General features: G+C 66.3%; 23 protein-coding genes. 19 read left to right on the top strand and 4 right to left on the bottom strand.

What is annotated here, in order from left to right; translation table 11 throughout:
* Positions 1-194: 194 nt before the first annotated feature.
* On the bottom strand, positions 195-2,339 hold the full coding sequence (locus ACZIYR_RS06945; RefSeq protein WP_483528677.1) for a TonB-dependent receptor: 2,145 nt from the start codon (positions 2,337-2,339) through the stop codon (positions 195-197).
* A 264-nt stretch (positions 2,340-2,603) separates the two neighbouring features.
* Here ACZIYR_RS06945 and ACZIYR_RS06950 point away from each other — a divergent pair, with 264 nt between their 5' ends.
* The 7 genes from ACZIYR_RS06950 to ACZIYR_RS06980 all read left to right on the top strand — a co-directional run bounded on the left by ACZIYR_RS06950 (position 2,604) and on the right by ACZIYR_RS06980 (position 8,075).
* Complete coding sequence (locus ACZIYR_RS06950; RefSeq protein ID WP_483528678.1) at positions 2,604-3,383, top strand: DUF3450 domain-containing protein; 780 nt, start codon at positions 2,604-2,606, stop codon at positions 3,381-3,383.
* Positions 3,380-4,753, top strand: coding sequence for a MotA/TolQ/ExbB proton channel family protein (locus tag ACZIYR_RS06955; RefSeq protein WP_483528679.1), 1,374 nt, complete (start codon positions 3,380-3,382; stop codon positions 4,751-4,753). Before ACZIYR_RS06950 ends, ACZIYR_RS06955 begins: the two co-directional genes overlap by 4 nt.
* On the top strand, positions 4,737-5,270 hold the full coding sequence (locus ACZIYR_RS06960) for a MotA/TolQ/ExbB proton channel family protein (RefSeq protein WP_473033040.1): 534 nt from the start codon (positions 4,737-4,739) through the stop codon (positions 5,268-5,270). Before ACZIYR_RS06955 ends, ACZIYR_RS06960 begins: the two co-directional genes overlap by 17 nt.
* Complete coding sequence (locus ACZIYR_RS06965; protein WP_483528680.1) at positions 5,263-5,670, top strand: ExbD/TolR family protein; 408 nt, start codon at positions 5,263-5,265, stop codon at positions 5,668-5,670. Before ACZIYR_RS06960 ends, ACZIYR_RS06965 begins: the two co-directional genes overlap by 8 nt.
* Positions 5,667-6,425: an energy transducer TonB gene (locus ACZIYR_RS06970; protein WP_483528681.1), complete on the top strand. Its 759-nt coding sequence runs from the start codon at positions 5,667-5,669 to the stop codon at positions 6,423-6,425. Before ACZIYR_RS06965 ends, ACZIYR_RS06970 begins: the two co-directional genes overlap by 4 nt.
* Positions 6,426-6,429: 4 nt before the next feature.
* Positions 6,430-7,539 carry a tetratricopeptide repeat protein gene (locus ACZIYR_RS06975; RefSeq protein ID WP_483528682.1) on the top strand — a complete coding sequence of 370 codons (1,110 nt, stop codon included), beginning with the start codon at positions 6,430-6,432 and terminating at the stop codon, positions 7,537-7,539.
* A 155-nt stretch (positions 7,540-7,694) separates the two neighbouring features.
* A complete protein-coding gene (locus tag ACZIYR_RS06980) occupies positions 7,695-8,075 on the top strand; it encodes a DUF6746 family protein (protein ID WP_473033044.1) in 381 nt (126 codons plus the stop codon).
* A gap of 87 nt (positions 8,076-8,162) precedes the next feature.
* Here the strand turns inward: ACZIYR_RS06980 and xthA are convergent, their stop codons facing one another.
* Both xthA and ACZIYR_RS06990 read right to left on the bottom strand, forming a co-directional pair.
* Positions 8,163-8,990: an exodeoxyribonuclease III gene (xthA, locus tag ACZIYR_RS06985; protein WP_473033045.1), complete on the bottom strand. Its 828-nt coding sequence runs from the start codon at positions 8,988-8,990 to the stop codon at positions 8,163-8,165.
* A complete protein-coding gene (locus ACZIYR_RS06990; protein ID WP_473033046.1) occupies positions 8,990-9,238 on the bottom strand; it encodes a hypothetical protein in 249 nt (82 codons plus the stop codon). The genes xthA and ACZIYR_RS06990 overlap by 1 nt, the downstream gene beginning before the upstream one ends.
* A gap of 144 nt (positions 9,239-9,382) precedes the next feature.
* Between ACZIYR_RS06990 and rhlB the strand changes: the two genes are divergently transcribed.
* Together rhlB and dinG are read left to right on the top strand one after the other, a co-directional pair.
* Positions 9,383-10,657, top strand: coding sequence for an ATP-dependent RNA helicase RhlB (rhlB, locus tag ACZIYR_RS06995; RefSeq protein ID WP_473033047.1), 1,275 nt, complete (start codon positions 9,383-9,385; stop codon positions 10,655-10,657).
* 134 nt (positions 10,658-10,791) lie between these two features.
* The gene (dinG, locus tag ACZIYR_RS07000; RefSeq protein WP_483528683.1) at positions 10,792-12,930 is read left to right on the top strand and encodes an ATP-dependent DNA helicase DinG; all 2,139 of its coding nucleotides are present in this window, start codon (positions 10,792-10,794) and stop codon (positions 12,928-12,930) included.
* Between the two features lie 72 nt (positions 12,931-13,002).
* On the opposite strand, the gene ACZIYR_RS07005 is transcribed toward dinG, so the two are convergent.
* Complete coding sequence (locus tag ACZIYR_RS07005; RefSeq protein WP_473033048.1) at positions 13,003-14,076, bottom strand: 3-deoxy-7-phosphoheptulonate synthase; 1,074 nt, start codon at positions 14,074-14,076, stop codon at positions 13,003-13,005.
* Positions 14,077-14,389: 313 nt separating this feature from the next.
* Here ACZIYR_RS07005 and rpoE point away from each other — a divergent pair, with 313 nt between their 5' ends.
* The 10 genes from rpoE (at position 14,390) to pdxJ (ending at position 24,652) form a co-directional block, all read left to right on the top strand.
* Entirely contained in the window at positions 14,390-15,004 is a 615-nt protein-coding gene (rpoE, locus tag ACZIYR_RS07010) for an RNA polymerase sigma factor RpoE (protein ID WP_483528684.1), read from the top strand.
* A 168-nt stretch (positions 15,005-15,172) separates the two neighbouring features.
* Positions 15,173-15,874, top strand: a complete 702-nt coding sequence (locus ACZIYR_RS07015; protein ID WP_473033049.1) for a sigma-E factor negative regulatory protein — start codon at positions 15,173-15,175, stop codon at positions 15,872-15,874.
* A 29-nt stretch (positions 15,875-15,903) separates the two neighbouring features.
* Positions 15,904-16,857: a MucB/RseB C-terminal domain-containing protein gene (locus ACZIYR_RS07020; RefSeq protein ID WP_483528685.1), complete on the top strand. Its 954-nt coding sequence runs from the start codon at positions 15,904-15,906 to the stop codon at positions 16,855-16,857.
* Between the two features lie 160 nt (positions 16,858-17,017).
* The gene (locus ACZIYR_RS07025; RefSeq protein ID WP_483528686.1) at positions 17,018-18,427 is read left to right on the top strand and encodes a DegQ family serine endoprotease; all 1,410 of its coding nucleotides are present in this window, start codon (positions 17,018-17,020) and stop codon (positions 18,425-18,427) included.
* 210 nt (positions 18,428-18,637) lie between these two features.
* Positions 18,638-20,455, top strand: a complete 1,818-nt coding sequence (gene lepA / locus ACZIYR_RS07030) for a translation elongation factor 4 (RefSeq protein WP_473033052.1) — start codon at positions 18,638-18,640, stop codon at positions 20,453-20,455.
* Positions 20,456-20,469: 14 nt separating this feature from the next.
* Entirely contained in the window at positions 20,470-21,273 is an 804-nt protein-coding gene (lepB, locus tag ACZIYR_RS07035) for a signal peptidase I (RefSeq protein ID WP_473033053.1), read from the top strand.
* A gap of 118 nt (positions 21,274-21,391) precedes the next feature.
* On the top strand, positions 21,392-22,099 hold the full coding sequence (gene rnc, locus ACZIYR_RS07040; protein WP_483528687.1) for a ribonuclease III: 708 nt from the start codon (positions 21,392-21,394) through the stop codon (positions 22,097-22,099).
* Positions 22,096-22,995, top strand: a complete 900-nt coding sequence (era, locus tag ACZIYR_RS07045; RefSeq protein ID WP_473033056.1) for a GTPase Era — start codon at positions 22,096-22,098, stop codon at positions 22,993-22,995. The genes rnc and era overlap by 4 nt, the downstream gene beginning before the upstream one ends.
* A 78-nt stretch (positions 22,996-23,073) precedes the next feature.
* On the top strand, positions 23,074-23,790 hold the full coding sequence (gene recO, locus ACZIYR_RS07050; RefSeq protein ID WP_483528688.1) for a DNA repair protein RecO: 717 nt from the start codon (positions 23,074-23,076) through the stop codon (positions 23,788-23,790).
* Between the two features lie 73 nt (positions 23,791-23,863).
* A complete protein-coding gene (gene pdxJ, locus ACZIYR_RS07055) occupies positions 23,864-24,652 on the top strand; it encodes a pyridoxine 5'-phosphate synthase (RefSeq protein ID WP_483528689.1) in 789 nt (262 codons plus the stop codon).
* Positions 24,653-24,654 lie beyond the last annotated feature (2 nt).

The following is a 24,654-nucleotide window of genomic DNA, read 5'->3' on the forward strand; positions in this document are numbered from 1 at the left end:
CATGGCTCAGACTTAAATGCAAAACGTTATCAATTGCAGCCAGGGCAGGGCGACGGTGCCATCGGGGCTGGACATCCGAGCCGCACTTTCCGGGGATCCTCTCGAGGAGGGCGATAAGCCTGAAAAAGCGGCGCCCGATGGGGCGCCGCCAAGCAGCGAGCTAGTCTGGGAAGGGCGAAGGCCCTCGAAGACGCTTAGAAGTCGAGCTGGTAGCCCAGGGTGAAGGTGCGTCCCCGACCCTTGAAGTACAGATCGTCCTCAAGCACAGGCGATTGGGGGAACGACTGCGAGTAGTAGGTGAAGTAGTCCTTGTCGGTGAGGTTCTCGATGCCGAAGGTGGCGCGGCCCACGGGTAGCTGGTAGGCCAGGGAGGTGTCGACCAGGGTGTAGCCGTCGAACTCGAGCTCCGGGTCGTCGAAGCTGCGATCGCGGTAGTAGCTGGCCTGCAGGTGGCTGGACAGCTTGTCGTTCCAGGCCGCGCTCCAGGCCAGCTTGAGGGTATCCGGGGCGAGGTCCCGACCCGTCAGCTTGGTATCGACGCTGCCGTCGCCGTCGGTGTCGGATTTGCCCTCGGTGCGGGTATAGGAGAGCCGCAGCTGGTGGGCGTCGCTCACGCGGGCCTCCCCGGTGACCTCGAAGCCCTGGATCTCGGTCTTCTCCCGCTGAACCCGGTAGTTGCCCTGGTCATCGGGCTGGATTCGCTGGCCGAGGTCGGAATTCGACTCGTAGTAGCTCAGCTCGAGGCCGTAGCGGTCCCAGTCGAAGCGGGCGCCGATCTCGCGGTTGTCGGTGACGATGGGGGAGAGGTCGATCAGGTCGTCGACGTCCTGGTCGGGAGTATTGACGCCGCGCAGCACACGGCCCACGTCAGGCATGCCGAAGCCTTCGGAGTAGTTGGCGAACAGCTGGGCCCAGTCGGTGACCTGATAGACTAGACCTATGTTGTATAGCGTCTCGTCGAAACTCGGCTTGCCGCCTTCCACCGTTACCCCATCCTGCCTGACGTCGCTGCGGGAGATGGTCTGATAAGTATCGACATCGAGCTGAGCGTGCTCATAGCGGACGCCGGCATGTAGCGTCAGTGGCTCGGTCACTTGCAGCGAGCCCTGCAGGAAGGCTGCCGCGTTGCGGAACCGGCTCTCCGGCACATAGTTGCGACCGGTCTTCACCAGTTGCTGGCGGGTGTCGTCCTGCAGCAGGTCGAGGCCGCTGGTCAGCTTGAGGCGGTCGTCGAGCAGGCCGGCGTGGGAGAGAGTGAACTTGGCGCCCAGCTTGTCGGACTCGTTGCGGGTCTGGTCGAACCGCGTCTCGCCATTCTCGTCCTGGAAGGGGAAGGAGCCGAGGCCGGTGGTACCAAATTGGGCGCGGAAGCGCTGGCGGTAGACCTGGGCATCCAGCTCGTTGCCGAACCAGTCGGCATGGTAATAGGAAAGCCGTGCCGTGGTGGCCTCGTTGTAGCCGGGCTCGCCATCCGGGTTGCCCTTGCGCGCGGTGGTGGCGATGCCGGCGGCGCGGTCGCCGGCCACCGGCTCATAGTCGTTGTTGCCCTCCAGTTCGAAATGGTTGAGGGAGAGCTCGAGGTTCTGGTCGTCGTCGAGCCAGTAGCCGAGCTTGCCGAAGAGATCGTAGCTGGTGGAGTTCTGGGTCTCGCCATGGTAGGCCATGCCGACGATCTCGTCGTTGCCGTCGTAGAAGACGCCGCGCTTTTGGCGGCTGGCGGCTGCCAGGTAGTCCCAGTCGCCGCTCTGGCCGCTGATGCGGTAGTCCAGCTTGTGGCCGAAGCCCTCAGACTCGAAGTCGTCGTCGCTGGTCAGGCTGATTCCGACGTGCTGATTGAGCTCACCGGCGTCGGGGCGCTTGGTGACGTAGTTGATGATGCCGCCAGTGGCACCCAGGCCATGCTCGGCGCTGGCGCCGTGGATGACTTCGATGCGCTCGACCATGGAGAGGTCGATGGTGTAGCTGTCCCTGCCGCTGTCGCGCAGTGGATTGGACTGGGGCACGCCGTCGATCATGAACAGGGGCGAACGACCGCGGAAGGTCTCGCCGGTGTTGTTGAGCTTCTGGCGGCTGGGTGAGTAGGAGGGAATCAGGTTGCTGAGCACCTGGCCGGGATCCTGGGTGATCGCCAACTGCTGCTCGATCTGCTCGCGGGTGATGACGGTGACCTTCTGGGGCGTTTCGCCGGCCTGGCTGCGGTTGCGGGTAGCTGTCACCACTACCGGGGAGAGATCGGAAGAAGTGGCGGCTTCGTCAGTAGCCTGGGCAAAGGTCAGTCCGGGCAGGGTGGAGCCGAGTATCGCCGGTGCCAGCCAGGCGATAGATGTCTTGTGGGTCATGGGAGCATTCCCTTGCTTGCGGTTGGGATGTCGCGTCGTCTCAGTTCATTCTAGGAATATAAATAATAAAATTTCGCATTTTCATTTATCAATAGATAATAAGTCCTTTTACGCCGGTCACCCTGGAACGTAGTGAACTCAGGGATTTCGGAGGCGTGGTGATTCGCCAGCTGTCATTGATAACTGTTATCATTTATGGCATTGTTCCGGCATGTCCACCGGGCGCTATCGCCTGTTTACCGAGTTTTAGCCGGGAGAAAGTACGTGAGATCGTTTCGCCAACCATGCTTCTGGGGGGCTTTTATCTGGCTGGGGGTGGCCGTTTCTGCGTTAGCCAGCCCGGAGCTGCATCAGCAAGCCAGAGAAGCGCAGCACAGCCAGGCCGAGCTACAGGAGCGGATCGATGCCGCTGACGATGACGCGCGCGCGATGCTCGACGAACTGCGCGAGCTGGAGCGCAACGAGCGCCGGTTGGCTCGCGAGAGTGAGGCGATGGCGGCACGCCTGGAGCGCCAGGTCGAGGCGTTGGATCGCCGCGAGGCGGCGCTCGACACCCTGGCAGAGACCCGTGAAGCCCTGCCGGCGCTTCAGGAAGGCCTGATCATGCGACTTGCCGGGTGGGTTGAACAGGACCTGCCCTTCCTGGTCGGTGAGCGTCGTGCACGGGTCGACGGCCTGGAGGCCGACCTTGTCGACCCCGACCTGTCCGAGGTCGATCGCCTGGAACGCATCCTGGCTGCCTGGCGAACCGAGCTGGACTACGGGCGCGAACTGGACGTCTGGCGTGGCTATCTCGACGAGGGCGACCGGCGGCGTGAGGTGGATTATCTCCGCCTGGGGCGCGTCGGCTTCTACTATCTGACCCCCGATGGACGCCAGGGCGGTGTCTGGCGGGCCGACGAGCGAGAATGGCAGCCCCTGGACGAGGCATCGCGTCGCCAGGTGCGCAGTGGGCTGCGTATCGCCCGCGATCAGCGCGCCCCGGAACTGCTGACGCTGCCCATCTCGCAGCCGCTGGAACGTGCCGGGGAGGGTGACGCATGAGAGCGCTGACCCCCTTGATCGCTGTGTTGATCACCGCCCTCTTGGCGGTGCCGGTCATGGCCCAGGCGGAATCCGAGGCGCTGACGACACTGCGCGCCGAGCGCAAAGCCGCCGAGAGCCGTGACCGCGAGCGGCTGGCCGCGCTGCTCGAGGATCGCAACGCCCTGGAGGCGGCCCTCGAAGAGGCGCGGGCCGCCCATGCAGATACCGAATCTCGTCATGCCGAGCTGCAGGCCGAGGCTCAGGCCCTGGACGAACGTCAGGCCGAGCTCGACGCCCGCCAAGCCGAGCAGGGCGATGATCTGGCCGCCCTGCTCGCGGTGCTGGCTCGACACAGCGGCGAACTGCGGGATGGCTTGAGCGACAGCTGGCTTACCGTTGCCGGTACCGAGCTTCCGCCGCGGCTGGATGATGCCGAGGTTCTGGAGCTGGCGCATCTCGAGGCCCTGGCCGACAGCCTGATGGCGTTGACCGCCGAGACGGCTCGCGCGGCCCGCTTCGAGGCGCCGGTCGCCGGCGCCGACGGTGAGATCCAGTCCCGCGAGGTGATACGCCTGGGCGATATGGCGGCCTTCACCCGCGGCGAGCTGCTGCGCCAGGGGGCTGATGACCAGACGCTGTCGGTGGCGGAGCGCACGCCTCGCGAGGTGGCGGGCAATCTGGCCGCGTTTCACGCCGGCGAAACCGAACGATTGGCCCTGGATCCGACACGGGGCCAGCTACTGGCGGCCCTGGCGCAGCGGCCTTCGCTGGTCGAACGCTTCCACCAGGGCGGGGCCGTCGGCTATGTGGTGGTGGCGCTGGGCGGCCTCGGGCTGCTGGTGGCGCTGCTTCAGTACGCCTATCTGCTGCGCGTCAGCCTGACCATGCGCCGCCAGGTGCGCGATCTTGGCCGGCTGCGGGATGACAATCCGCTGGGCCGGGTACTGCTGCGTTTTCGCTCGCTGAAAGACAACCCGATGCCCGAAGCGCTGGAAGCGCGCCTCGACGAAGCCGTGCTGGCGGAGCTGCCTCGGCTGGAGCGCGGTCAGCCACTGGTCAAACTGTTGGCCGCGATTGCGCCGCTGCTGGGGCTGCTGGGCACCGTCACCGGGATGATCGTCACCTTCCAGGCCATCACCGTGTTCGGCACCGGTGACCCGCAGCTGATGGCCGGCGGCATCAGCCAGGCGCTGGTGACCACCGTGCTGGGGCTGATTACCGCTGTGCCGCTGCTGTTTGCCCATACGGCGCTGGCCGGCCGCAGCCGCCATCTGGCCGGACGGATGGAAGGCCAGGCCAGTGCGGCCCTGGCCGAAGCGCTCGAGCGGCGTTCAGCGCCGTCCATGGCACCCCTGGGGAGCGAGGCCCGTGATGCCGCTCTGGCTTGAGCCCCTGGAGCGCCTGGTCGAGGCGGGCGGGGCGATCCTGGTGGTCATCGCACTGGTGGCGATGCTCCTGTTCAGCCTGGCGCTGGAGCGGGTCTGGTACTTCCGTATCACCTATCGCCGCGCCCGCCGCCAGCTGATCGATCGCTGGGCGGCGCGTCCCGACCATGTCAGCTGGAGTGCCCTGACCCTGCGCGAGGCCTGGACCCGGGCGCTTATCGCCCGGCTGCGCCGGCCGCTGCCCTGGCTCAAGCTGCTGGTGGCGCTCTGTCCCCTGCTGGGGCTGCTGGGCACGGTCACCGGCATGATCGCCGTCTTCGACAGCCTATCGCTGAGCGACACCGGCCAGGCCCGCTCCATGGCGGATGGCGTGGCGCGGGCCACCCTGCCGACCCTGACCGGCATGGCTGTGGCAGTGGTGGGGCTACTCTTTACCAGTCGTCTGGAGCACATCATTCGGCGTGAGGATCAGCGGCTGCATGACCGCCTGGCCCGTGCCGTGGAGGAATCCCATGCGTAGACGCCGCAACGGTAGTGACGTCGGTGAGGCCGGCGAGGTCAACCTGACGCCGATGCTGGACGTGGTCTTCATCATGCTGATCTTCTTTATCGTGACCACCAGCTTCATCAAGGAGAGCGGGGTCGAGATCCAGCGTCCGGAGTCGAGCGCCACCAGTCCCCAGCCGGATGCTCAGGTGATGGTGGCCATCACGCCGGAGGGGGCGGTCTGGGTGGACGGTCAGCCGGTGGATCTGCACCGGGTAGGCGGCAAGGTCGCCGATCTGGTCAGCGGTGAGGGCTCCGTGGTGATCCAGGCCGATCGCGAGTCCACCACCGGGCTGCTGATCGAAGTGATGGATCGCATTCGCGAGGCCGGCGTGGATCAGGTGGCGGTGGCCGCCAGTCGGAGTCGCTCGTGACCCGCTTGCCGCTCTCGTCGCTGGGGGGTGTCGGGCTGGCGCTGCTGCTGTTCTGGCTGTTGGCGCTGCTGGTGGCGCCGCCAGAGGAGGAGTTCGATGTGATCGATGTCAGCATGTCGATGAACTTGGTCGAGGCGCCCGAGCCGGTCCCGGAAGAGGTTGCCGAGCCCACCGCCGAGCCGCCGCCGCAGGTCGAAGCCAGCCCGCCGCCACCGCCGGAGCCCCTGCCGCCGCGGGAGAGCCCCATTGCCATGCCGGAACCCGAGCTGCCACCGGACCCGCCGGAGCCGCTGGAGCTCGATAGCCGCCTTCCCGAGCTTGTCGAGGTTCAGCCTGAGCCGCCGCCGGAACCGGCGCCCGAGCCCCCGCCCGAGCCGACGCCGGAACCAGCACCCGAGCCGTCTCTGGCCCCTGCGCCGAGCCCATCACCCACCGCGGCACAGGAGGGGGCGACCCGTGAGTCGGCGGCGCCTGCCGAGACGGGGCCGGTGGATGTCGGCCAGATCGCCCCGACCAGCCGGGTGCCACCGGAGTATCCGTCGCGTGCCCAGCGGCGAGGCCTGGAGGGGCATGTCGAACTGCAGTTCCTGATTCGCCCCGACGGCAGCGTCGATCGCTCGTCGATTCGCGTGGTCGAGTCGCAGCCGCGCAACGTCTTCGACTCGGCCGCCGAGCAGGCCGTGGCGCGCTGGCAGTTCGAGCCTGCCTCTGGTGTGCGTCGGGCGCGCCAGCGCCTGGAATTTCAGCTGAGGTGAGATCATGAAGCGACGCTTAGCCTTGTGGCTCTTGGCCGCTGCCTGGCTGCTGTCGGCCGGCCCGCTGGTGGCCGACCCGCCAGCGCTGCCCGGCGATATCATCGCCGACCTGGAGCGCTCTCAGCAGCGACTGCAGCAGGGAGACGAGGCGCTAGCAGCGCATGCCGGCTCCCAGGCTCGGCGCCTGGAGAGCGGCAACGCCGCCGACCGCTGGGCCAGCGCACTGTACCGCCAGCTGGCGGCCGGTGCCGAGGCCGCAGCCGGCCGCCGCGAGGCGGCGGCGGAGCATTTGGCCCAGGCCCGTCGTGTTCAAGAGGTTCCCCAGCGAGAACACGACCGCTGGTTGAATGAGGAGGCGAGGCTGCGGCTATCGGCCGGGCAGACGCAGCAGGCGGTGGCGCTGCTACTGGAGTGGCATCAGCGCTATCCGGGCAGCGCCGACGATCGCTGGCGGCTGGCGCGTGCGCTGGCCGAGCTCGAGCGCTGGCAAGAAGCGTCGCGCTGGATCGACCGAGCGCTGGAGGTGGACGACTCGCCGGCTGCCAGGCGTCAGGCGCTGGCCGCTGCCGTCTATCAGCGGGTGGGGCGCGGGAACGACGCCTTATCCCGGCTGGAAGCGGGCCTGGAGGCCACCTCAGACCCGCAGGCCTGGCGTCAGGCCGCTGCCCTGGCGCAGCGTCTGGGGGAGCCCAGGCGTGCCGCGGCGCTGTGGGAGGCCGGCTGGCGTCTGGGCGTGCTGGGAGGCGAGGCGGACCTGTTGCAGCGCATCGAGCTGCACCTGGCGGCGGGAACGCCGGCTCGGGCGGCGGAGTATCTTCATAACGCCCTGGCGCAGCAGGCGCTTGACGACAGCCTGGCCCACCGCCGGCTGCTGGCCGAGGCTTGGCAGGCCGCCCGGGATCGCGACCGGGCGCTGGCCGCCTGGCAGGCGCTGGCGCAGCGCACTCAGGCCGCCGAGGATTGGCTGCGCCTGGGCCAGCTGGCCCATGGCTGGGGGCGAGACGAGCTTGCCGTCACGGCCCTGGAGACCGCGCAAGCGCTGGGGGCCGAGCAGGCCGAGCCATGGCTTGCGGCGATGCGGCTGGTCGAATCCATGCCGAGCGCCTTGCGATGAAAGCGCCCAGGACTGACCCAGATCCCTTGAATCTTCATTTGGTAGTGATAATCGTTTACATTTCTGGTGTTCGTTGCTAGCGTTAAAGCGGCTGGATAAACATGGGTTGTTGCTTGCCCTTGCTGAGACACTCAACGAATAGTAGAGGATTACATATGCATAAGCCGCTGATCGCTATGGCCTTCTCGGGCCTTTTGGTTGTTGCACCTTTCACATTGGCACATGATGAATCGCGTATTGATCATTTTGAAGCCTTGCCCTCGGAGACACTGGTGCAGGCGGTGGACAACTTCACCACACACAATGTCCATCTGGCTGCGATTCTGGAGCAGGAAACCCTGAGTATGGACGACCTCAATGCCGTCCATGAGTTGACCTATACCCTGGAGGTAGCCCTGGAGAAGCTTCACACCGATCTGGCAGCCCTTGCCGATACGCTAGAGGCGGTGCATGTGGCTTCTGAAACCGGCGATATCGACGGCGTTAGGGTCAACGGGGATGCCTACCTGAAGACCGCCTGGAGCGTTATGAGGTAATGCACACACTGTGAATGGCGCCTGCAAAGCGCGGCCACCCTTGAGGTGGCCGCACGCGGCTTCAGCTATTGCGATGGCGTTGCGGGCTCAGGGGGCCAGCTCGGTCCACACCGGGGCGTGGTCGGAGGGCTTCTCCATGCCGCGCAGGTCGTAGTCGATCCCCGCGTCGCGCACCTTGGCCGCCAGCGGTTCGCTGACCAGGATATAGTCGATGCGCAGCCCCCGCTTGGGGTCGCGGTCGAAGCCCTTTGAGCGGTAGTCGAACCAGCTGAAGCGGTCGTCGACCTCCGGGTAGCGTAGCCGGTAGCTGTCGACCAGCCCCCAGGCCTTGATGCCCTCGAGCCATTCGCGCTCTTCCGGCTGGAAGCTGGTCTTGCCCTCCCGCAGCCAGCGCCTGCGGTTGGCCTCCCCGATGCCGATATCGCGATCCTCGGGGGAGATATTGAAATCGCCCATCACCGCCAGGTTCTCGTTCGGCCGGTGCGACTCCTGCAGCAGGCGCCCCAACTGGGCGTAGAACGCCCGCTTGTGGGGAAATTTGGTGGGATGAGCCACGTTCTCGCCCTGGGGAAAGTAGCCGTTCCATACGGTCAGCGGGCGGTCGTCGCCGCCGCGCAGGCGCACGCCGATCATGCGTCGCTGGGCCGTCTTGGCATCGTCGGGAAAACCGTAGTAGACCGCCTCGGGTTCGCCGCACTGGGCGGTATCGACCATCAGCGCCACCCCGTAGTGGCCCTTCTGGCCGTGGAAGATGACCCGGTAGCCCAGCGCCTCGACCGCCTCCCGGGGGAACTCGCTGTCCTGGACCTTGGTTTCCTGCAGGCCGATCACCGCCGGTCGGTGGCGCTGGGTCAGCGCCTCGAGCTGGTGCAGTCGAGCGCGAAGGCCGTTGATGTTGAACGAGACGAGGCGCATCACTCCTGGCTCCCCTCGGAATCGGACCGTGACCCCTCGGGATGGATGGCGATCGACTGCCCCTCTTCCTGGCGGGCCTGCTTGCGTGCGGCCTGCAGCTTGCGCTGCTGGCGCTTCTTCTGGGTGAAGCGGCGCGACGAGGTTACCTGGTCGGGATTCTCGTGGCGCCACTGCTTGTAATCCTTGCGCCGGCCGGTGCGAATCGTCACCTTGTCGGCCAGCGAACGGGTCTTCTTGCGGCGTGTCATCGGCCGAACTCCCTCGTATGGAAAGGTGGATGGGCCGCTATTCTACCAGCCCGATGCGGCAGGCGCGCCCTCGTCGCCGGAGGCTGTTACAATGCCCGACTGAACGAGGCTTCCCATCCACTGCTACGGACAGACATACAGCCTATGAGCGAGTCGGAACAGACCACAGCCCCGGCCCAGAACCGCAAGCCCAAGCGTCGTCGCCGCAAACCGCGTCGCCGCCAGTCGAACTGGGACCTGCGCCAGTTTCAGGTGCCTGTCGAGGCGGGCAAGTGGCGCTTTCACGACTTTGACCTGCCGCTGCCGCTGATGCGGGCCATTCACGCCCTGGGGTTCGAGTACTGCACCCCGATCCAGGCGGAGGCGCTGACCCACACCCTGCTGGGTGGCGACGTGGTGGGCAAGGCGCAGACCGGCACCGGCAAGACGGCCGCCTTTCTGATCTCGATCCTGGCCTACTTCCTCGAGGAGGAGGCGCCAGACGGTCAGAAGCCGGGGGCCCCGCGGGCACTGATCGTGGCCCCGACCCGCGAGCTGGCGCTGCAGATCGAGAAGGACGCCAAGGCCCTGGCGCGCTTTACCGATCTCAACGTGGCCAGCGTGGTCGGCGGCATGGACTACCAGAAGCAGCGCGACAACCTGGGCAAGAAGCTGGATATCCTGGTGGCCACCCCCGGGCGGCTGCTGGATTTCCACGAGAAGCGCGACGTCGACCTGACCCAGGTCGAGGTGCTGGTGCTTGACGAGGCGGATCGCATGCTGTCGATGGGCTTCATTCCCGACGTCAAGCGTATCATCCGCCACACGCCCAAGAAGGAAGAGCGCCAGACCTTCCTGTTCTCGGCGACCTTCTCCCAGGACATCCTCAACCTGGCCAGCCAGTGGACCCATCAGCCGACCCACGTCGAGATCGAGGTCACGGTGGAGAACAGCGCCAATATCGATCAGCGGGTCTACCTGGTCAGCGATGATGACAAGCAGCGCCTGCTGGTGAAGCTGCTCCAGCAGGAGAGCTTCGATCGGGTCATGGTCTTCGGCAATCGCCGCGACCTGGTGCGCAAGCTCGACGAGCTGCTGAAGAAGGCCGGGATCAACGCCGCCATGCTCTCCGGTGACGTGCCCCAGGCGCAGCGCATCAGGACCCTGGAGCGCTTCCGCGAGGGGGAGATCCAGGTGCTGGTGGCCACCGATGTGGCCGGCCGCGGCATCCATATCGAGGATGTCAGCCACGTGATCAACTACACCCTGCCGGAAGACCCGGAGGATTACGTGCACCGTATCGGTCGTACGGGCCGGGCCGGGGCCGCCGGGGTATCGATCAGCTTCGTGGGCGAGGAGGACGCCTTCTCGCTGCCGGAGATCGAGCGCTACATCAACGACAAGCTGCCCTGCGAGCACCCGCCCGAAGGACTGCTCTAACGGCAGCTATAAGCTGTAAGCCTTAAGTTAAAGGGCTTGCAGCCTCGGTGTATCCGCTTATTCAGCCAGGTTGGGCTCTGCTGGGATGTGTTTCTCTTACAGCTTACGGCTTAAGGCTTACAGCTTGGACGCTTATGCTTGACGAGGCCCTCAAGGGCGAGATACAGGCCGCCTACCGTCGCGTGCTGGAGGGGCTCGACCTCACCCCGCGCTACGGTCAGCGGCTGATGATCGCCGAGATCGCCCGCACCCTCAGCGCCATCGAGACCGACGAGGCGGGCAAGCGGCTCTCCGACGAGCATATCTGCGTGCTCGAGGCGGGCACCGGCACCGGCAAGACCCTGGCCTATCTGCTGGCGGCGCTGCCGGTGGCCAAGGCGCGAGGCAAGCGGCTGGTGATCGCCACCGCCACCGTGGCCCTGCAGGAGCAGGTGCTGCACCAGGACCTGCCGTCGCTCAAGGCGCATAGCGGCCTGGACTTTTCCTATGCCCTGGCCAAGGGGCGCGGCCGCTACCTCTGCGTGGCGCGCCTCGAGCAGGCGCTCGACGGCGTCGCCGGCAATCCTACCCTCTCGCTCTTCGAGCAGAGTCTGGGCCAGGAGGCCGGGGCGGATTTCAAGGCGCTGATCACCGAGATGGCCGAGGCCTATGGCAGCGGTCGCTGGGAGGGAGATCGCGAAAGCTGGCCCCAGACCGTCGCCGACAGCGACTGGCGGCGCCTGACCATCGATCATCGTCAGTGCACCAATCGCCGCTGCGGCCATTTCGCCGCCTGCGCCTTCTTTCGCGCCAGGCGCGATCTGGAGAGCGCCGACATCATCGTCGCCAACCACGACCTGGTTCTGGCCGACCTCTCCCTGGGCGGTGGGGTCGTACTGCCGCCTCCGGGGGACTGCATCTACGTCTTCGATGAGGGGCACCACCTGCCCGACAAGGCCCTCAACCACTTTACCCACCGCGTCGGCGTGGGGGCCGCGCTGCGCTGGCTGGGCAGCCTCAAGAAGTCGCTGACCGAGCTGAACCAGGCGCTGGCGGTGCAGCCCACCCTGGCACGCCTGTTGGCCGGGCTACCGGACGCCATCGCCGCGCTGGAGCCGCGACTGGGCGAGGCCTTTGCCCTGGGGCACCAGCTGGCCGGTCGCCCCCAGGGGCTGGCCAGCGACGAGGAGAGTCGCCAGCACCGCTTCGCGATGGGGCAGGTGCCGGAGGCGCTGCGGGACCACGCCGCGACCCTACTGGTGGGGTTCGCCGAGCTGTCGCGGACCCTTGAGTCGATGAGCGATATCCTGCGCGAGAGCCTCGACCCCGACAAGCACACCGGCCTCGACCGCGAGCAGGCCGAGGCCTGGCTGCCGCTGATGGCGCTGCTTCACGGCAGGGCCCTGGAGGCCCACGCCCTCTGGCAGGCCTATGCCGAGCCGGATCCGGGAGGCGAGGCGCCGCGGGCCCGCTGGCTGACGCTGGAGCGGATCGGTGGGGAGGCGGAGCTGACCTTCGCCGCCAGCCCGGTCTCGGCGGCGCCGACGCTTGCCAAGACCCTGTGGGGAAGCTGCTACGGCGCCGTGGTGACCTCGGCCACCTTGACAGCGCTGGGGCGCTTCGAACGGCTGCAGGAGCGTGCCGGCCTGGCCAATCGCTATCGCTACCAGCGCCTGCCCAGTCCCTTCGACTACTCCCGGGCGGTGCTCAGCGTCCCCCGCGAGGCCTGTGATCCTGCCGACCGCGACGCCCACGAGCGTGCCATCGTCGACTTCGTCGAGTCGCTCGGCGATGACGAAGCGGTGCTGATGCTGTTCTCGTCCCGGGCGCAGCTGCGCGGCGTAGAAAAGGCGCTGTCGCCGCAGCGCCGCCAGCGGGTGCTGGCCCAGGATCGGCTGCCCAAGCGCGAGCTGATCGAGCGGCATCGGAGTCGGGTGGACGAGGGGGAGGGCAGCATCATCTTCGGGCTGGCCAGTTTCGCCGAGGGCATCGATCTGCCCGGCGACTACCTGACCCACGTGGTGATCACCCGGCTGCCGTTTGCGGTGCCCGACGACCCGGTGGGGGCGACCCTGGCCGAGTGGATCGAGAGCCAGGGGGGCAATCCCTTCATGCGCATCAGCGTGCCGGACGCCTCGATCAAGCTGGTGCAGGCCTGCGGTCGGCTGATTCGCAAGGAGGCCGACAGAGGGCGCATCACCCTGCTCGATCGTCGCGTGCTGACCCGCCGCTACGGCCGGGCCCTGCTCGATGCCCTGCCGCCTTTCGTGCGGGAGATCGACGGCGCCGGGTAGGGGGCTGCCGGAGAGCCAACGCAGCGGGCCCGCCGATGGCGGGCCCGCTGCCTTATTGGCGGTGGCGAGGGATCACGCCGTACGCTCGGGCAGCACGGTGGCGAGCTTCTGGGCCATGCGCTTCATGGCCTCTTCGGTGGTGTCCCAGTCGATACAGGCGTCGGTCACCGAGACCCCGTACTGCATCTGGCTGTGGTCGTCGGTGATCTTCTGGTTGCCCCAGCCGATATTGGACTCCACCATCAGGCCCATGATTGAGCGATTGCCTTCCAGGATCTGGTTGGTGACGTTCTCCATCACCAGCGGCTGCAGGCCCGGGTCCTTGTTGGAGTTGGCGTGGGAGCAGTCGATCATGATGTTGGCCTGGACGCCCGCCTTGCGCAGCTCCTGCTCGGCCAGCGCCACGCTGACGCTGTCGTAGTTGGGCTTGCCGTTGCCGCCGCGCAGCACCACGTGGGCATAGCGGTTGCCGCGGGTGCGGATGATCGCCACCTGGCCGCTTTGGTTGATGCCCAGGAAGTTGTGCGGGTGCGAGACGGACTGCAGGGCGTTGATCGCCACGTCCAGGCTGCCGTCGGTGCCGTTCTTGAAGCCCACGGGACTGGAGAGGCCCGATGACATCTCGCGGTGGGTCTGGGATTCGGTGGTACGCGCGCCGATGGCCGACCAGCTGATGCAGTCCTGCAGGTACTGGGGTGAGATCGGGTCCAGCGCTTCGGTGGCCAGCGGCAGGCCCAGCTCGGAGAGTTCCACCAGCAGCCGGCGGGCGATGTGCAGGCCCTCCTCGATCTCGAATGAGCCGTTGAGGTGAGGGTCGTTGATCAGCCCCTTCCAGCCTACGGTGGTACGGGGCTTCTCGAAGTAGACCCGCATCACCACGAATAAACTATCCTTGACCTCATCGGCCAGGCGTCGCAGGCGGCGTGCATAGTCCAGGGCAGCATCCACGTCATGAATGGAGCAAGGCCCGATCACCACCAGCAGGCGCGGGTCGGAGCCGTCGAGGATGTTCTGGATGGTCCGGCGTCCTTCGATGACGGTGCGTTCCGCCTCTTCGCTCAGCGGAATTTCCTGCTTGAGCGTCTCGGGGGTGATCAGGACGTCCTGGGAGAGAACATTGAGGTTGCTGACCTGCTGATCGGACATTGTGGTACCTGTGTCGTGAAGCGTTGAAGGCAAGAAAGGTATTCTACTATCACCCCGTGGCTGGGAAAAAATCAATTGCCTCGGGAACCCGCGTGCGGTGCATCCTGTCCCATCGCGGGCACCGGCGTGCGTGGCAGCCGGCTTGATGCGCGGCCAAGAAACAGGAACACTGACCCATCTTCGACAGGTCTTCGACTTTCCAGGGATATCAGCTGCCGATGGGCACCAGGTTGACACCATGCATTCAGACACCGTTTTGACATTTCATATGCCCGCCATTCATCAGGGGTTCTCCCGGTCGGGGAGGGTGTGAATGGGCAACCGGGAAACCGATCAGCAGCTCGTCGAGCGTGCTCAGCAGGGCGATAGCCGCGCGTTCGATCTGCTGGTCCGGAAGTATCAGCACAAGATCATTGGCCTGATCGGACGCTATGTGCAGGACCATGCCGAGGTCCAGGATGTGGCTCAGGAGGCGTTCATCAAGGCCTATCGGGCGCTGGGTAAGTTTCGCGCGGAAAGCGCCTTCTATACCTGGATGTATCGCATCGCCATCAATACCGCCAAGAACCACCTGGTTTCCAGAGGGCGCCGCCCCCCCGGCAGCGACCTCGATATCGTCGACGCCGAGGTGGTCGATCATAGCGGGCGGCTAGCCGACATCGAGACGCCCGAGGCCGCTATTGCCCGAGACCAGCTCGAGGCGGCGGTGTTCGAGGCCATCGAGAAGCTGCCCGATGACCTGCGCACGGCGATCACGCTGCGCGAGCTCGATGGCCTCTCCTACGAGGATATCGCCAATATCATGCAGTGCCCGGTCGGCACCGTCCGCTCGCGGATCTTTCGGGCCCGTGAGGCGGTCGACCAGCACATTCAGCCCCTGGTGACCACCCACCGTACTCGCGAGTCGGTGACCGAGGAGGGGAGCTAAGCAAGGTTTTCGCCTGGGCGCTGAACTGTCACGCGCCGTTGGCGTCTGAAGCTGTGACCGATGTTTCAGGAGTGTGCCGGCATTGCCACCATAACCTAGCCGCAGCGGGGAATGCCGGGATTACATTGAATGCAAGGCGGGCGCCTTGAGAGTAGAGGGTGTAAAGAAATGAGTCAGAACGCACGGGAATCGCTTTCTGCCCTGATGGACAACGAAGGTGATGATCTCGAGCTGCGTCGGGTGCTTAAGTCGCTGGAAGACGATCCCGACGCGGCGGACGCCTGGCGGCGCTATCATCTGATGCGCAGCCTGATGCGACGGGATCATGACGTCGATGTCAGCACGGATCTCTCTGCCGGCATTCTAGCGCGCCTCGAGGACGAACCGGTGCCGGTAGCCGAGGCGGGCAAGCGCCCGACGGCTCGTGCCCCGTCTCTCGCCCGCAGCGCCGGTATCGCGGCGGCCGTGTCGCTGATGGTGATCACCGGCGTGCAGTTCTACAACGGCAGCGGCTATTTTGGCGATGCGCCGGCCGAAGTGGCGAGCGGTGGCGAGGCCTCTTCGGCTCCGGTGACGGACCAGCGCGCTCCCGCTTCCCCGGCCTCCGGCGGCGGCCAGCTGGCCGCATCCGGCCTACCGCTGTTCCCCGCAGGGGGGAGTGCCTCCGGTATCATGCCGGTCGGCGCCGGCGTCGAGGGACCGCTCTTCATGGCGCCTAACCCGCGCCAGTCGTTGCGTGCCGACCAGGAGCAGGCGCGGCTGCTGCAGTCCTACCTTGACCGCCATGCCGAGGGTGCGGCCTACCCTAGCGGCGATGCCTGGATGCCGCTGCTGCGGGCGTCCGGTAGCGAGACACTGGGGCAGCGCTGATGGTTGTCCGGCACACAGGGTGGCGCCTGGTGCTGCCGTGCCTGATGCTGTTGCTGGCTGCCACGGCAGTTGTCGAGCAGGCGGCGGCAGCCGAGGAGGAGCGCTTCGACTGTCACCAGCTCGCCGATTGGGCGGCGCCGACGTCGGCCCAGGAGTGGTTCGAGCGCAGCCTGTGGGCCAACCACTGCTACGTTTTTCAGGCTCGCGCCGTGCGAATCGGCATCGACGGCGTTCGCACCCTGGCGCTTTCCCACGATATTCAGGACGGTGTCGAGCGTGAAGTGGCTCGCTTTCTCGATGGGCCGGCGGTGGTGTTCGAACGGCGCGGGCGCATCGGGCGGCTGAGCTGGTCCGACGGCGACGCTGAAGTGCCCGCCTCTCCCGAAGGGATCGCCCGTCACCTCGATCAGCACTACCGGATCACCCTGGGGGGTGAGGAGCGTATCGCCAGCCGGCGAGTGGTGCGTCTGGACATCGAACCCCTGGACCACCTGCGCTTCGGTCATCGGCTCTGGGTCGATCGGCAGACCGCGCTGCCGATGAAGCAGGAGCTGATCGACGAGCAGGGTAGGGTGGTGGAAACCTTCCAGTTGACGGAGCTCGAGCAGCCGCGACTCTATGAAGGTAGCGTGGTGCTCGATTCCCACCGCGAGCCTCCCTCGCTGCCTTGGCAGCCTGGCTGGCTTCCCGACGGCTTCATCGCCCAGCCCGTCGATACCCGCAGTCGTCGGCACAGTGACCGGGTCGGGCATCGCATCTATAGCGACGGTCTCTCTACGCTGAGTCTGTTTGTCGAGCCCCTTGATGAGGGCGGCGAGCGGCTGATTCCCGGTCTGCATCGGCTTGGGATCTCGCTGGCCGTGGTGCGCCACCTGGCACTGGAAGAGGGGCAGGTACAGCTGGTGGTCATGGGGGAGCTGCCGCCACGGGTGCTGGTGCAGGTCGCCGAGAACCTGGTGTGGGATGAAGCGCCGACACGGTGACCCGGCGTCAGCTGCCGGCGTCGCTGGGTGGCAGAGGCGTGGCGGAGATTGCTGTTTGTGAACCTTTCTTGTCGGCTGTGGTTATGGGAGTGGGTGACGGCTTCCTCAAGTCGCAAACAATGAGTCGTTGAGAACGAGCAAGCTGATGCAGGAGCATTCCATGAAGCCAATGATGCGACACCTTTCCCTTTGGGCCGTCGTGGCCGCCTTGATGTTGGCCTGGCAGTCGGTTCAGGCGCGCGACCTGCCGGATTTCACCGAGCTGGTCGAGCAGGCCGCCCCGGGGGTGGTCAATATCGCCTCGACGAGGGTGGTGGAGCGACGCGATCCCTTCCAGGGGTTCGGTGGGCAGGAGATTCCCGATATCTTCCGCCACTTCTTCGGCGAGCGTTTTCCGCAGCCGCCGGGGGGCGGTGGCCGCAGCGAGGAGCGTCAGTCGCTGGGCTCCGGCTTCATCATCAGTGCCGACGGCTACATTCTGACTAACGCCCACGTAGTCGAGGGTGCCGATGAGATCATCGTCCGCCTCGCCGATCGGCGCGAGCTGGAGGCCGAGCTGATCGGCGCCGACAGTCAGACCGATGTGGCCCTGCTCAAGGTGGAGGCCGAGGATCTGCCCACCCTGGCGATTGGCGACTCGGACGACCTGAAGGTCGGCGAATGGGTGGCCGCGATCGGCTCTCCCTTCGGCTTCGAGCACTCGGTTACCGCTGGGATCATCAGCGCCATCAACCGTACGCTGCCGCGCGACGCTTATGTGCCCTTCATCCAGACCGACGTGGCCATCAACCCGGGCAACTCGGGTGGGCCGCTGTTCAACCTCGACGGCGAAGTGGTCGGCATCAACGCCCAGATCTTCACTCGCAGCGGCGGTTTCATGGGGCTCTCCTTCGCCATTCCCATCAACGTGGCCATGGGGGTGGCGGATCAAATTCGTGATGATGGGCGGGTGCGCCGCGGCTGGCTGGGCGTGATGATTCAGCCGGTCTCCCGCGATCTGGCCGAATCGTTCGGCATGGACGGTCCCCGCGGGGCGCTGATCGCCGATCTCGACCCGGAAGGGCCGGCCTCACGTGACGGCCTGCGGGTCGGTGACGTGATTCTCGAGGTCGACGGCGAGGAGGTCGAGCGCTCCAGCACCCTGCCGCGGCTGATCGGGCGAGTGGTGCCGGGCAACGATGTCGAGCTGACCCTGATGCGTGACGGCGAACGGACCACCGAGACGGTCACCATTGCCGACTGGCCGGAGACGCATGAGCGCGCCGAACGGCCCGATGCGCCGAGCGGCCACGAGCGTCTGGGCATGACGGTGGCCGAGCTCGAGGCTGCCGACCGCGAGCGGCTGGGCATCGAATACGGCGTGCGGGTGCGTGAGGTCCAGAGTCAGGGGCCGGCCGCCGAGGCCGGTATTCGCCCGGGTGACATCATCGTCAGTATCGATCATCAGCGGGTGGAGAATCCGGCCGAGCTGGCCGAGCTGGCCGGAACCCTTGACGGCCAGCGCGCGCTGCCGGTACGCCTCTATCGCGACGGCCGCTCACTGTTCGTGGCGCTGAGGCTTGCAGAGTAACGGCACTTCACCACCGGTGACCTAGCCGCCTGCCTTCCCCGGCGCCCCTCCACACCCCTCTAGGGCGCCACCGGCGCGGCCGCTTCTGGCGGCCGCGCTGTCCAACCCCCCGCCATGCCGGTACAATACCCGCCATCGAATTCATACGACGTGGCCGGGGCGCGGCCGATGCTGCCGCTTCCGCCCGCGACGAACACCGGACCGGGCTAGATGAGCAACGACGCACGCAACGACAAGCTGAAGCATATTCGCAACTTCTCGATCATCGCCCATATCGATCACGGCAAGTCGACCCTGGCCGATCGCCTGATCCAGACCTGCGGCGGGTTGACCGAGCGCGAGCTCAAGGAGCAGGTGCTCGACTCCATGGACCTCGAGCGTGAGCGCGGCATCACCATCAAGGCGCAGTCGGTGACGCTCGACTACCACGCCCAAGATGGCAATACCTACCAGCTCAATTTCATCGATACCCCCGGCCACGTCGATTTCTCCTATGAGGTGTCGCGTTCGCTCTACGCCTGTGAGGGGGCCCTGCTGGTGGTGGATGCCGGGCAGGGCGTCGAGGCCCAGTCGGTGGCCAACTGCTATACCGCCATCGAGCAGGGCCTCGAGGTGTTGCCGGTGCTCAACAAGATGGACCTGCCCCAGGCCGACCCCGACAAGGTCTCTCATGAGATCGAGGAGATCATCGGCCTCGACGCCACCGATGCCTGCCAGGTGTCGGCCAAGAGCGGGCTGGGCATCGATGCCCTGCTCGAGCGCCTGGTTCGCGACATCCCGCCGCCCAAGGGCGACCCGGACGGCCAGCTCCAGGCGCTGATCATCGACTCCTGGTTCGACAACTACCTGGGGGTGGTTTCGCTGGTGCGGCTCTTCGATGGCACCCTCAAGAAGGGCGAGAAGATCCGCATCAAGTCCACCGGCCGCGATTGGCAGGCCAACGAGGTGGGCATCTTCACGCCGCTGCGCCGCGAAACCGACATCCTGCGCGCCGGCGAGGTGGGCTTTATCGTCGCCGGCATCAAGGACATCCAGGGCGCACCGGTGGGCGATACCATCACCCATGCCAAGACGCCGGACGTCGAGCGCCTGCCCGGGTTCCAGAAGGTCAAGCCCCAGGTCTATGCCGGCATGTTCCCGGTCAGCGCCGACGACTACGAAGACTTCCGCGATGCCCTGGAGAAGTTGGCGCTCAACGACGCCTCGCTGGAGTATGAGCCGGAGAACTCCGACGCCCTGGGCTTCGGCTTCCGGGTCGGCTTCCTTGGCACCCTGCATATGGAGATCATCCAGGAGCGGCTCGAACGCGAGTACGACCTGGACCTGCTCACCACGGCGCCGACGGTTGTCTACGAGCTGGCGATGAAGACTGGCGACGTGAGGTACGTGGCCAACCCTTCCAAGCTGCCCGACATGGCCGACGTGGAGGAGATGCGCGAACCGATCGTGCGGGCCAGCATTCTGGTGCCCCAGGAGTTCGTCGGCAACGTCATCACCGAGTGCGAGCAGCGCCGCGGCACCCAGCTCGACATGCAGTTCCTCGGCAGCCAGATTCAGCTCACCTATGAGCTGCCGATGTCCGAGGTGGTGATGGACTTCTTCGACCGGCTGAAGTCCATCTCCAAGGGCTACGCCTCGCTGGAGTACAACTTCGAACGCTTCCAGGCCGCCAAGCTGGTGCGTCTCGACGTGCTGATCAACGGCGACCGGGTCGATGCGCTGGCGGTGATTATCCACCGCGATCACGCCCACAGCCGGGGTCGCGTGCTGGTCGAGAAGATGAAGGAGCTGATCCCGCGCCAGATGTTCGACGTGGCGATTCAGGCGGCCATCGGTGGCCAGGTGGTGGCGCGCTCCACCGTCAAGGCGCTGCGCAAGAACGTCACCGCCAAGTGCTATGGCGGCGACGTCACCCGCAAGAAGAAGCTGCTCGAGAAACAGAAGGCGGGTAAGAAGCGCATGAAGCAGGTCGGCCGAGTGGAGATTCCACAGGATGCGTTCCTGGCCGTGCTCAAAGTGAATGACTAGGGGTCGACGACAACATGGATTTCTCTCTTCTGCTGGTGGTGGCCGTGGTGGTGACCGGCGTCATCTGGCTCATGGACCTGGTCTGGTGGCGACCGGCGCGCCGCCGCAACCTGGCCGCCGCCGAGGCCGCTACCACCGAGGGGCTCGATGAGGAGGCGCGTGCCAAGGTGCTCAAGGAGCCCTGGCCGGTCGACTATGCGCGTTCCTTCTTCCCGGTGCTGCTGGTGGTGCTGCTGCTGAGAAGCTTCCTGGTCGAGCCGTTTCAGATCCCCTCGGGTTCCATGCGTCCGACCCTCGAGGTGGGCGACTTCATCCTGGTCAACAAGTACGCCTACGGCCTGCGCCTGCCGGTCACCCATACGCGCATCGTCGAGCTGGGCGAGCCGCAGCGCGGCGACGTCATGGTGTTCCGCTTTCCCAACGAGCCCTCGGTGAACTTCATCAAGCGGGTCGTGGGGCTGCCGGGCGATACCCTGAGCTACGAAGACAAACAGCTCTACGTCAACGGCGAGCCGGTGCCCAAGCAGCTGTTGGAGAACAGTCCTGCCCAGGCGCCGGGCGAGCTGCTGCTGGAGGAGCAGCTGGGCACGATCAGCCACCGTATCTACAATAATCCCCGAGACCCTGGCCCCCGGGTGCGCGAGCTGGTGGTGCCGGAAGGCCACTACTTCACCATGGGGGACAACCGTGACCACTCCAACGATAGCCGCTACTGGGGCTTCGTCCCGGAGGAGAATATCGTCGGCCGTGCCTTCGCCGTATGGATGCAGTGGGACGGTGGTCTGCCGAGCTTTTCCAACGTGCGCCGTATCCACTGAGCCGGGGCCGCCTCGAGGCGCCGGTGAGCGGGGGCGATCATGCCCTCGCCGCGGGCCGTCCGCTCTGCGGGCCGCCGCCAAACCCCATTATTGCCGCTAGACAACAAGCAGGAGCTTCGTGAGCAACTCTTCCAACGCCCGCATTCTCGACGCCTTCAGCCGTCGCATTGGCCACTCGTTCGGCGATATCGTGCTGCTGGAGCTGGCCATGACCCACCGCAGCTATGGCGGGCAGAATAACGAACGACTCGAGTTTCTCGGCGACTCGATCGTCAACTTCGTGATCGCCGAGGCGCTCTACCAGCGCTTTCCCGAGGCTCGGGAGGGCCAGCTGTCGCGGCTTCGCGCACGGCTGGTGCGCGGCCAGACGCTGGCCGAGCTGGCCCGCGAGATGGCCTTCGGCGAGTGCCTGCGGCTGGGCTCCGGCGAGATGAAGAGCGGTGGCCACCGGCGAGAATCGATCCTGGCGGATGCCGTCGAAGCGGTGATCGGCGCCATCTATCTGGATGCCGGCATGGAGACCGCCCGTGCCCGTGTGCTGGCCTGGTACGCCGAGCGGCTGGAAGCGATCGATCTCCAAGACACTCAGAAGGATCCCAAGACCCGTCTCCAGGAGTTTTTGCAGTCGCGACAAGTGCCGCTGCCCCGCTATGAGGTGGTCTCGGTGGAGGGCGAAGCCCACGACCAGACCTTCACCGTGGAGTGCCACGTGGAGCTGCTCGAAGCCCACACCCTGGGGACCGGTTCCAGCCGTCGCCATGCCGAGCAGCAGGCCGCCGAAACGGCCCTGGCCCAGCTCGAACCCCGGGAGAGGCGCAACTCATGACTCAGACCTGTGGCTTCGTGGCAATCGTCGGCCGCCCCAACGTGGGCAAGTCGACCCTGATGAATCGCATCCTCGGCCAGAAGATCTCGATCACCTCGCGGCGCCCCCAGACCACTCGCCATCAGGTCATGGGGATCAAGACCGAAGGGGAGGCGCAGTTCATCTATGTCGACACCCCCGGCATCCATATCATGGCCAAGGATCGCAGCAAGGCGATCAACCGCTTCATGAACCAGGCGGCGACCCAGGCCCTGCGCGACGTGGACTGCGTGGTCTTCATCATCGACCGCACCCGCTGGAGCGATGAGGACCAGGTCGTGCTTCAACGACTCGAACACGTGAAGGCGCCGGTGATCCTGGCGGTCAACAAGGTCGACCGCCTGCAGGACAAGGCCAGCCTGCTCCCCTGGCTGGCCGAGGTCGGCGCGCGCCGCGACTTCGAGGCGATCATTCCGATTTCGGCCAAGCACGGCACCAATGTGCCGGAGCTGGAGCAGGAGGTGGCGAAACACCTGCCGGAGAGCCTTCACTTCTATCCGGAAGACCAGGTCACCAACAAGAGCCAGCGCTTTCTGGCCGCCGAACTGGTGCGAGAGAAGATCATGCGCCAGCTTGGCGATGAGCTGCCCTATCAGGTGACGGTGGAGATCGAGGAGTTTCGTGACGAGGGCAGGGTGGTGCATATCAGCGCCCGCATCCTGGTGGAGCGCCAGGGCCAGAAGAAGATTCTGATCGGCGACAAGGGCGAGCGGATCAAAAACATCGGTCGCGAGGCGCGCCTGGAGATGGAGCGCGCCTTCGAGGCCAAGGTCATGCTCAACCTGTGGGTCAAGGTCAAGCGGGGCTGGTCCGACGACGAGCGCGCCCTGAAAAGCCTCGGTTATGACCACGACTGAGTGACCCCGAGGGGACAACCCTGCCCCTCGACCCTCGACCCTCGACCCTCGACCCTCGACCCTCGAACCTCTTCGCCCATGACTCCCCAGCCCGCTTTCCTGCTGCACAAGCGGCCCTACCGTGAAACCAGCGCCCTGGTGGAGCTACTGACGCTGCACTACGGCCGGGTGCGGGCGGTGGCGCAGGGGGTGCAGCGTCCCGGTTCGCGCTCCCGGGGACGACTGCAGCCTTTCGCGCCCCTTCACCTGACCTGGACAGGGGAGGGCGAGCTCAAGCGCCTGCGTTTGATGGAGAGCCGCGGCGCGGCGGCGCTGCTGGCCGGCGAAGGCCTGCTGTGCGGACTCTATGCCAACGAGCTGCTGGCGCGCACCCTGCCGGTGGAGCTGCCGGTGCCCGAGGTGTTTGCCTTCTACACGGCGCTGCTGGAGGCGCTGCCGCGCCCCGAGGGTCGGGCGGCGGCGCTGCGGCGGCTGGAAGTGACGCTGCTCGAGGCCCTGGATGCCGAGCCGCGCTTCACCGAGCCCGATGGGCGAGCGCTCGACCCTCAGCGCCGCTACCGCTTCGATGCCGCCTCGCGCGCCTTCGTCCCGGCGGAGCCGGGCATCGACGGTCGTACCCTACGGCTGCTGGCCGGCGGCGACTGGGGCCTGCCCGGCCTCGCCGGTCCGGCCAAGGCGGTGACCCGCGCCGCCCTGGCGCCGCTGCTGGGCGCCCGGCCGCTGCGATCGCGAGAGCTGATGCGCCAGCTTGCCGAGCGACGGCGGGCCCGCCCGGACTCCGTCCGGGAGCTGTAAGCTGTAGGCTGTAGGCTATAAGATGCTACTCCATCTTACAGCTTATGGCTTACGGCTTACCGAAGGAGCTCCCATGCACCCCCCCCGTATCCTGCTCGGCGTCAATATCGACCATATCGCCACCCTGCGCCAAGCCCGCGGTACCCGCTATCCCGACCCCGTTCAGGCGGCGCTGCTGGCCGAAGAGGCCGGCGCCGACGGCATCACCGTGCACTTGCGTGAAGATCGCCGGCATATCCAGGAGCGCGACGTCCGCCTGCTAGCCGAGGTGCTCAACACCCGCATGAACCTGGAGATGGCAGTCACCGAGGAGATGCTGGCGCTGGCCGAGCAGGTGCGTCCCGCCCACGTCTGCCTGGTGCCGGAGAAGCGTGAGGAGCTCACCACCGAGGGCGGCCTGGATGTGGTCGGCGGCTTCGACGCCATCGCCGCTGCCTGCTCGCGCCTCGCTGCGGCGGGCTGCGAGGTGTCGCTGTTCATCGATCCGGAACCGGCTCAGATCGAGGCCGCGGCGAAGGCCGGGGCGCCCGTGATCGAGCTGCATACCGGGGGGTATGCCGAGCACCTCGGCGATACCGCTCGGAAAGAGCACGCCAGGCTCAGCGCAGCGGCGGAAATGGCCCTGGAGCTGGGGCTGACCGTCAATGCCGGCCACGGGTTGCACTACCATAACGTCGAGGCGATCGCCGCCATTCCCGGGCTCCATGAGCTCAATATCGGTCATGCCATCATCGCACGGGCGCTGTTCGTGGGGCTCAAGGAGGCGGTGGCCGAGATGAAGCGGCTGATCATCGCCGGCCAGGAGGCCGGGTTTCTGGCCGCGCTCGAGGAGCATGACCACCACCACGAAGACCACGACTGACC

This window comes from Billgrantia sp. NRB1, from assembly GCF_056921725.1.

Excerpts from the sequence above, each read along its gene's own strand:
- ACZIYR_RS06945 (WP_483528677.1), bottom strand. The coding sequence starts at position 2,339 with ATGACCCACAAGACATCTATCGCCTGGCTGGCACCGGCGATACTCGGC.
- ACZIYR_RS06955 (WP_483528679.1), top strand. The coding sequence starts at position 3,380 with ATGAGAGCGCTGACCCCCTTGATCGCTGTGTTGATCACCGCCCTCTTG.
- ACZIYR_RS06960 (WP_473033040.1), top strand. The coding sequence starts at position 4,737 with ATGCCGCTCTGGCTTGAGCCCCTGGAGCGCCTGGTCGAGGCGGGCGGG.
- ACZIYR_RS06965 (WP_483528680.1), top strand. The coding sequence starts at position 5,263 with ATGCGTAGACGCCGCAACGGTAGTGACGTCGGTGAGGCCGGCGAGGTC.
- ACZIYR_RS06975 (WP_483528682.1), top strand. The coding sequence starts at position 6,430 with ATGAAGCGACGCTTAGCCTTGTGGCTCTTGGCCGCTGCCTGGCTGCTG.
- ACZIYR_RS06980 (WP_473033044.1), top strand. The coding sequence starts at position 7,695 with ATGCATAAGCCGCTGATCGCTATGGCCTTCTCGGGCCTTTTGGTTGTT.
- xthA (WP_473033045.1), bottom strand. The coding sequence starts at position 8,990 with ATGCGCCTCGTCTCGTTCAACATCAACGGCCTTCGCGCTCGACTGCAC.
- ACZIYR_RS06990 (WP_473033046.1), bottom strand. The coding sequence starts at position 9,238 with ATGACACGCCGCAAGAAGACCCGTTCGCTGGCCGACAAGGTGACGATT.
- rhlB (WP_473033047.1), top strand. The coding sequence starts at position 9,383 with ATGAGCGAGTCGGAACAGACCACAGCCCCGGCCCAGAACCGCAAGCCC.
- dinG (WP_483528683.1), top strand. The coding sequence starts at position 10,792 with ATGCTTGACGAGGCCCTCAAGGGCGAGATACAGGCCGCCTACCGTCGC.
- ACZIYR_RS07005 (WP_473033048.1), bottom strand. The coding sequence starts at position 14,076 with ATGTCCGATCAGCAGGTCAGCAACCTCAATGTTCTCTCCCAGGACGTC.
- rpoE (WP_483528684.1), top strand. The coding sequence starts at position 14,390 with ATGGGCAACCGGGAAACCGATCAGCAGCTCGTCGAGCGTGCTCAGCAG.
- ACZIYR_RS07015 (WP_473033049.1), top strand. The coding sequence starts at position 15,173 with ATGAGTCAGAACGCACGGGAATCGCTTTCTGCCCTGATGGACAACGAA.
- ACZIYR_RS07025 (WP_483528686.1), top strand. The coding sequence starts at position 17,018 with ATGAAGCCAATGATGCGACACCTTTCCCTTTGGGCCGTCGTGGCCGCC.
- lepA (WP_473033052.1), top strand. The coding sequence starts at position 18,638 with ATGAGCAACGACGCACGCAACGACAAGCTGAAGCATATTCGCAACTTC.
- lepB (WP_473033053.1), top strand. The coding sequence starts at position 20,470 with ATGGATTTCTCTCTTCTGCTGGTGGTGGCCGTGGTGGTGACCGGCGTC.
- era (WP_473033056.1), top strand. The coding sequence starts at position 22,096 with ATGACTCAGACCTGTGGCTTCGTGGCAATCGTCGGCCGCCCCAACGTG.
- recO (WP_483528688.1), top strand. The coding sequence starts at position 23,074 with ATGACTCCCCAGCCCGCTTTCCTGCTGCACAAGCGGCCCTACCGTGAA.
- pdxJ (WP_483528689.1), top strand. The coding sequence starts at position 23,864 with ATGCACCCCCCCCGTATCCTGCTCGGCGTCAATATCGACCATATCGCC.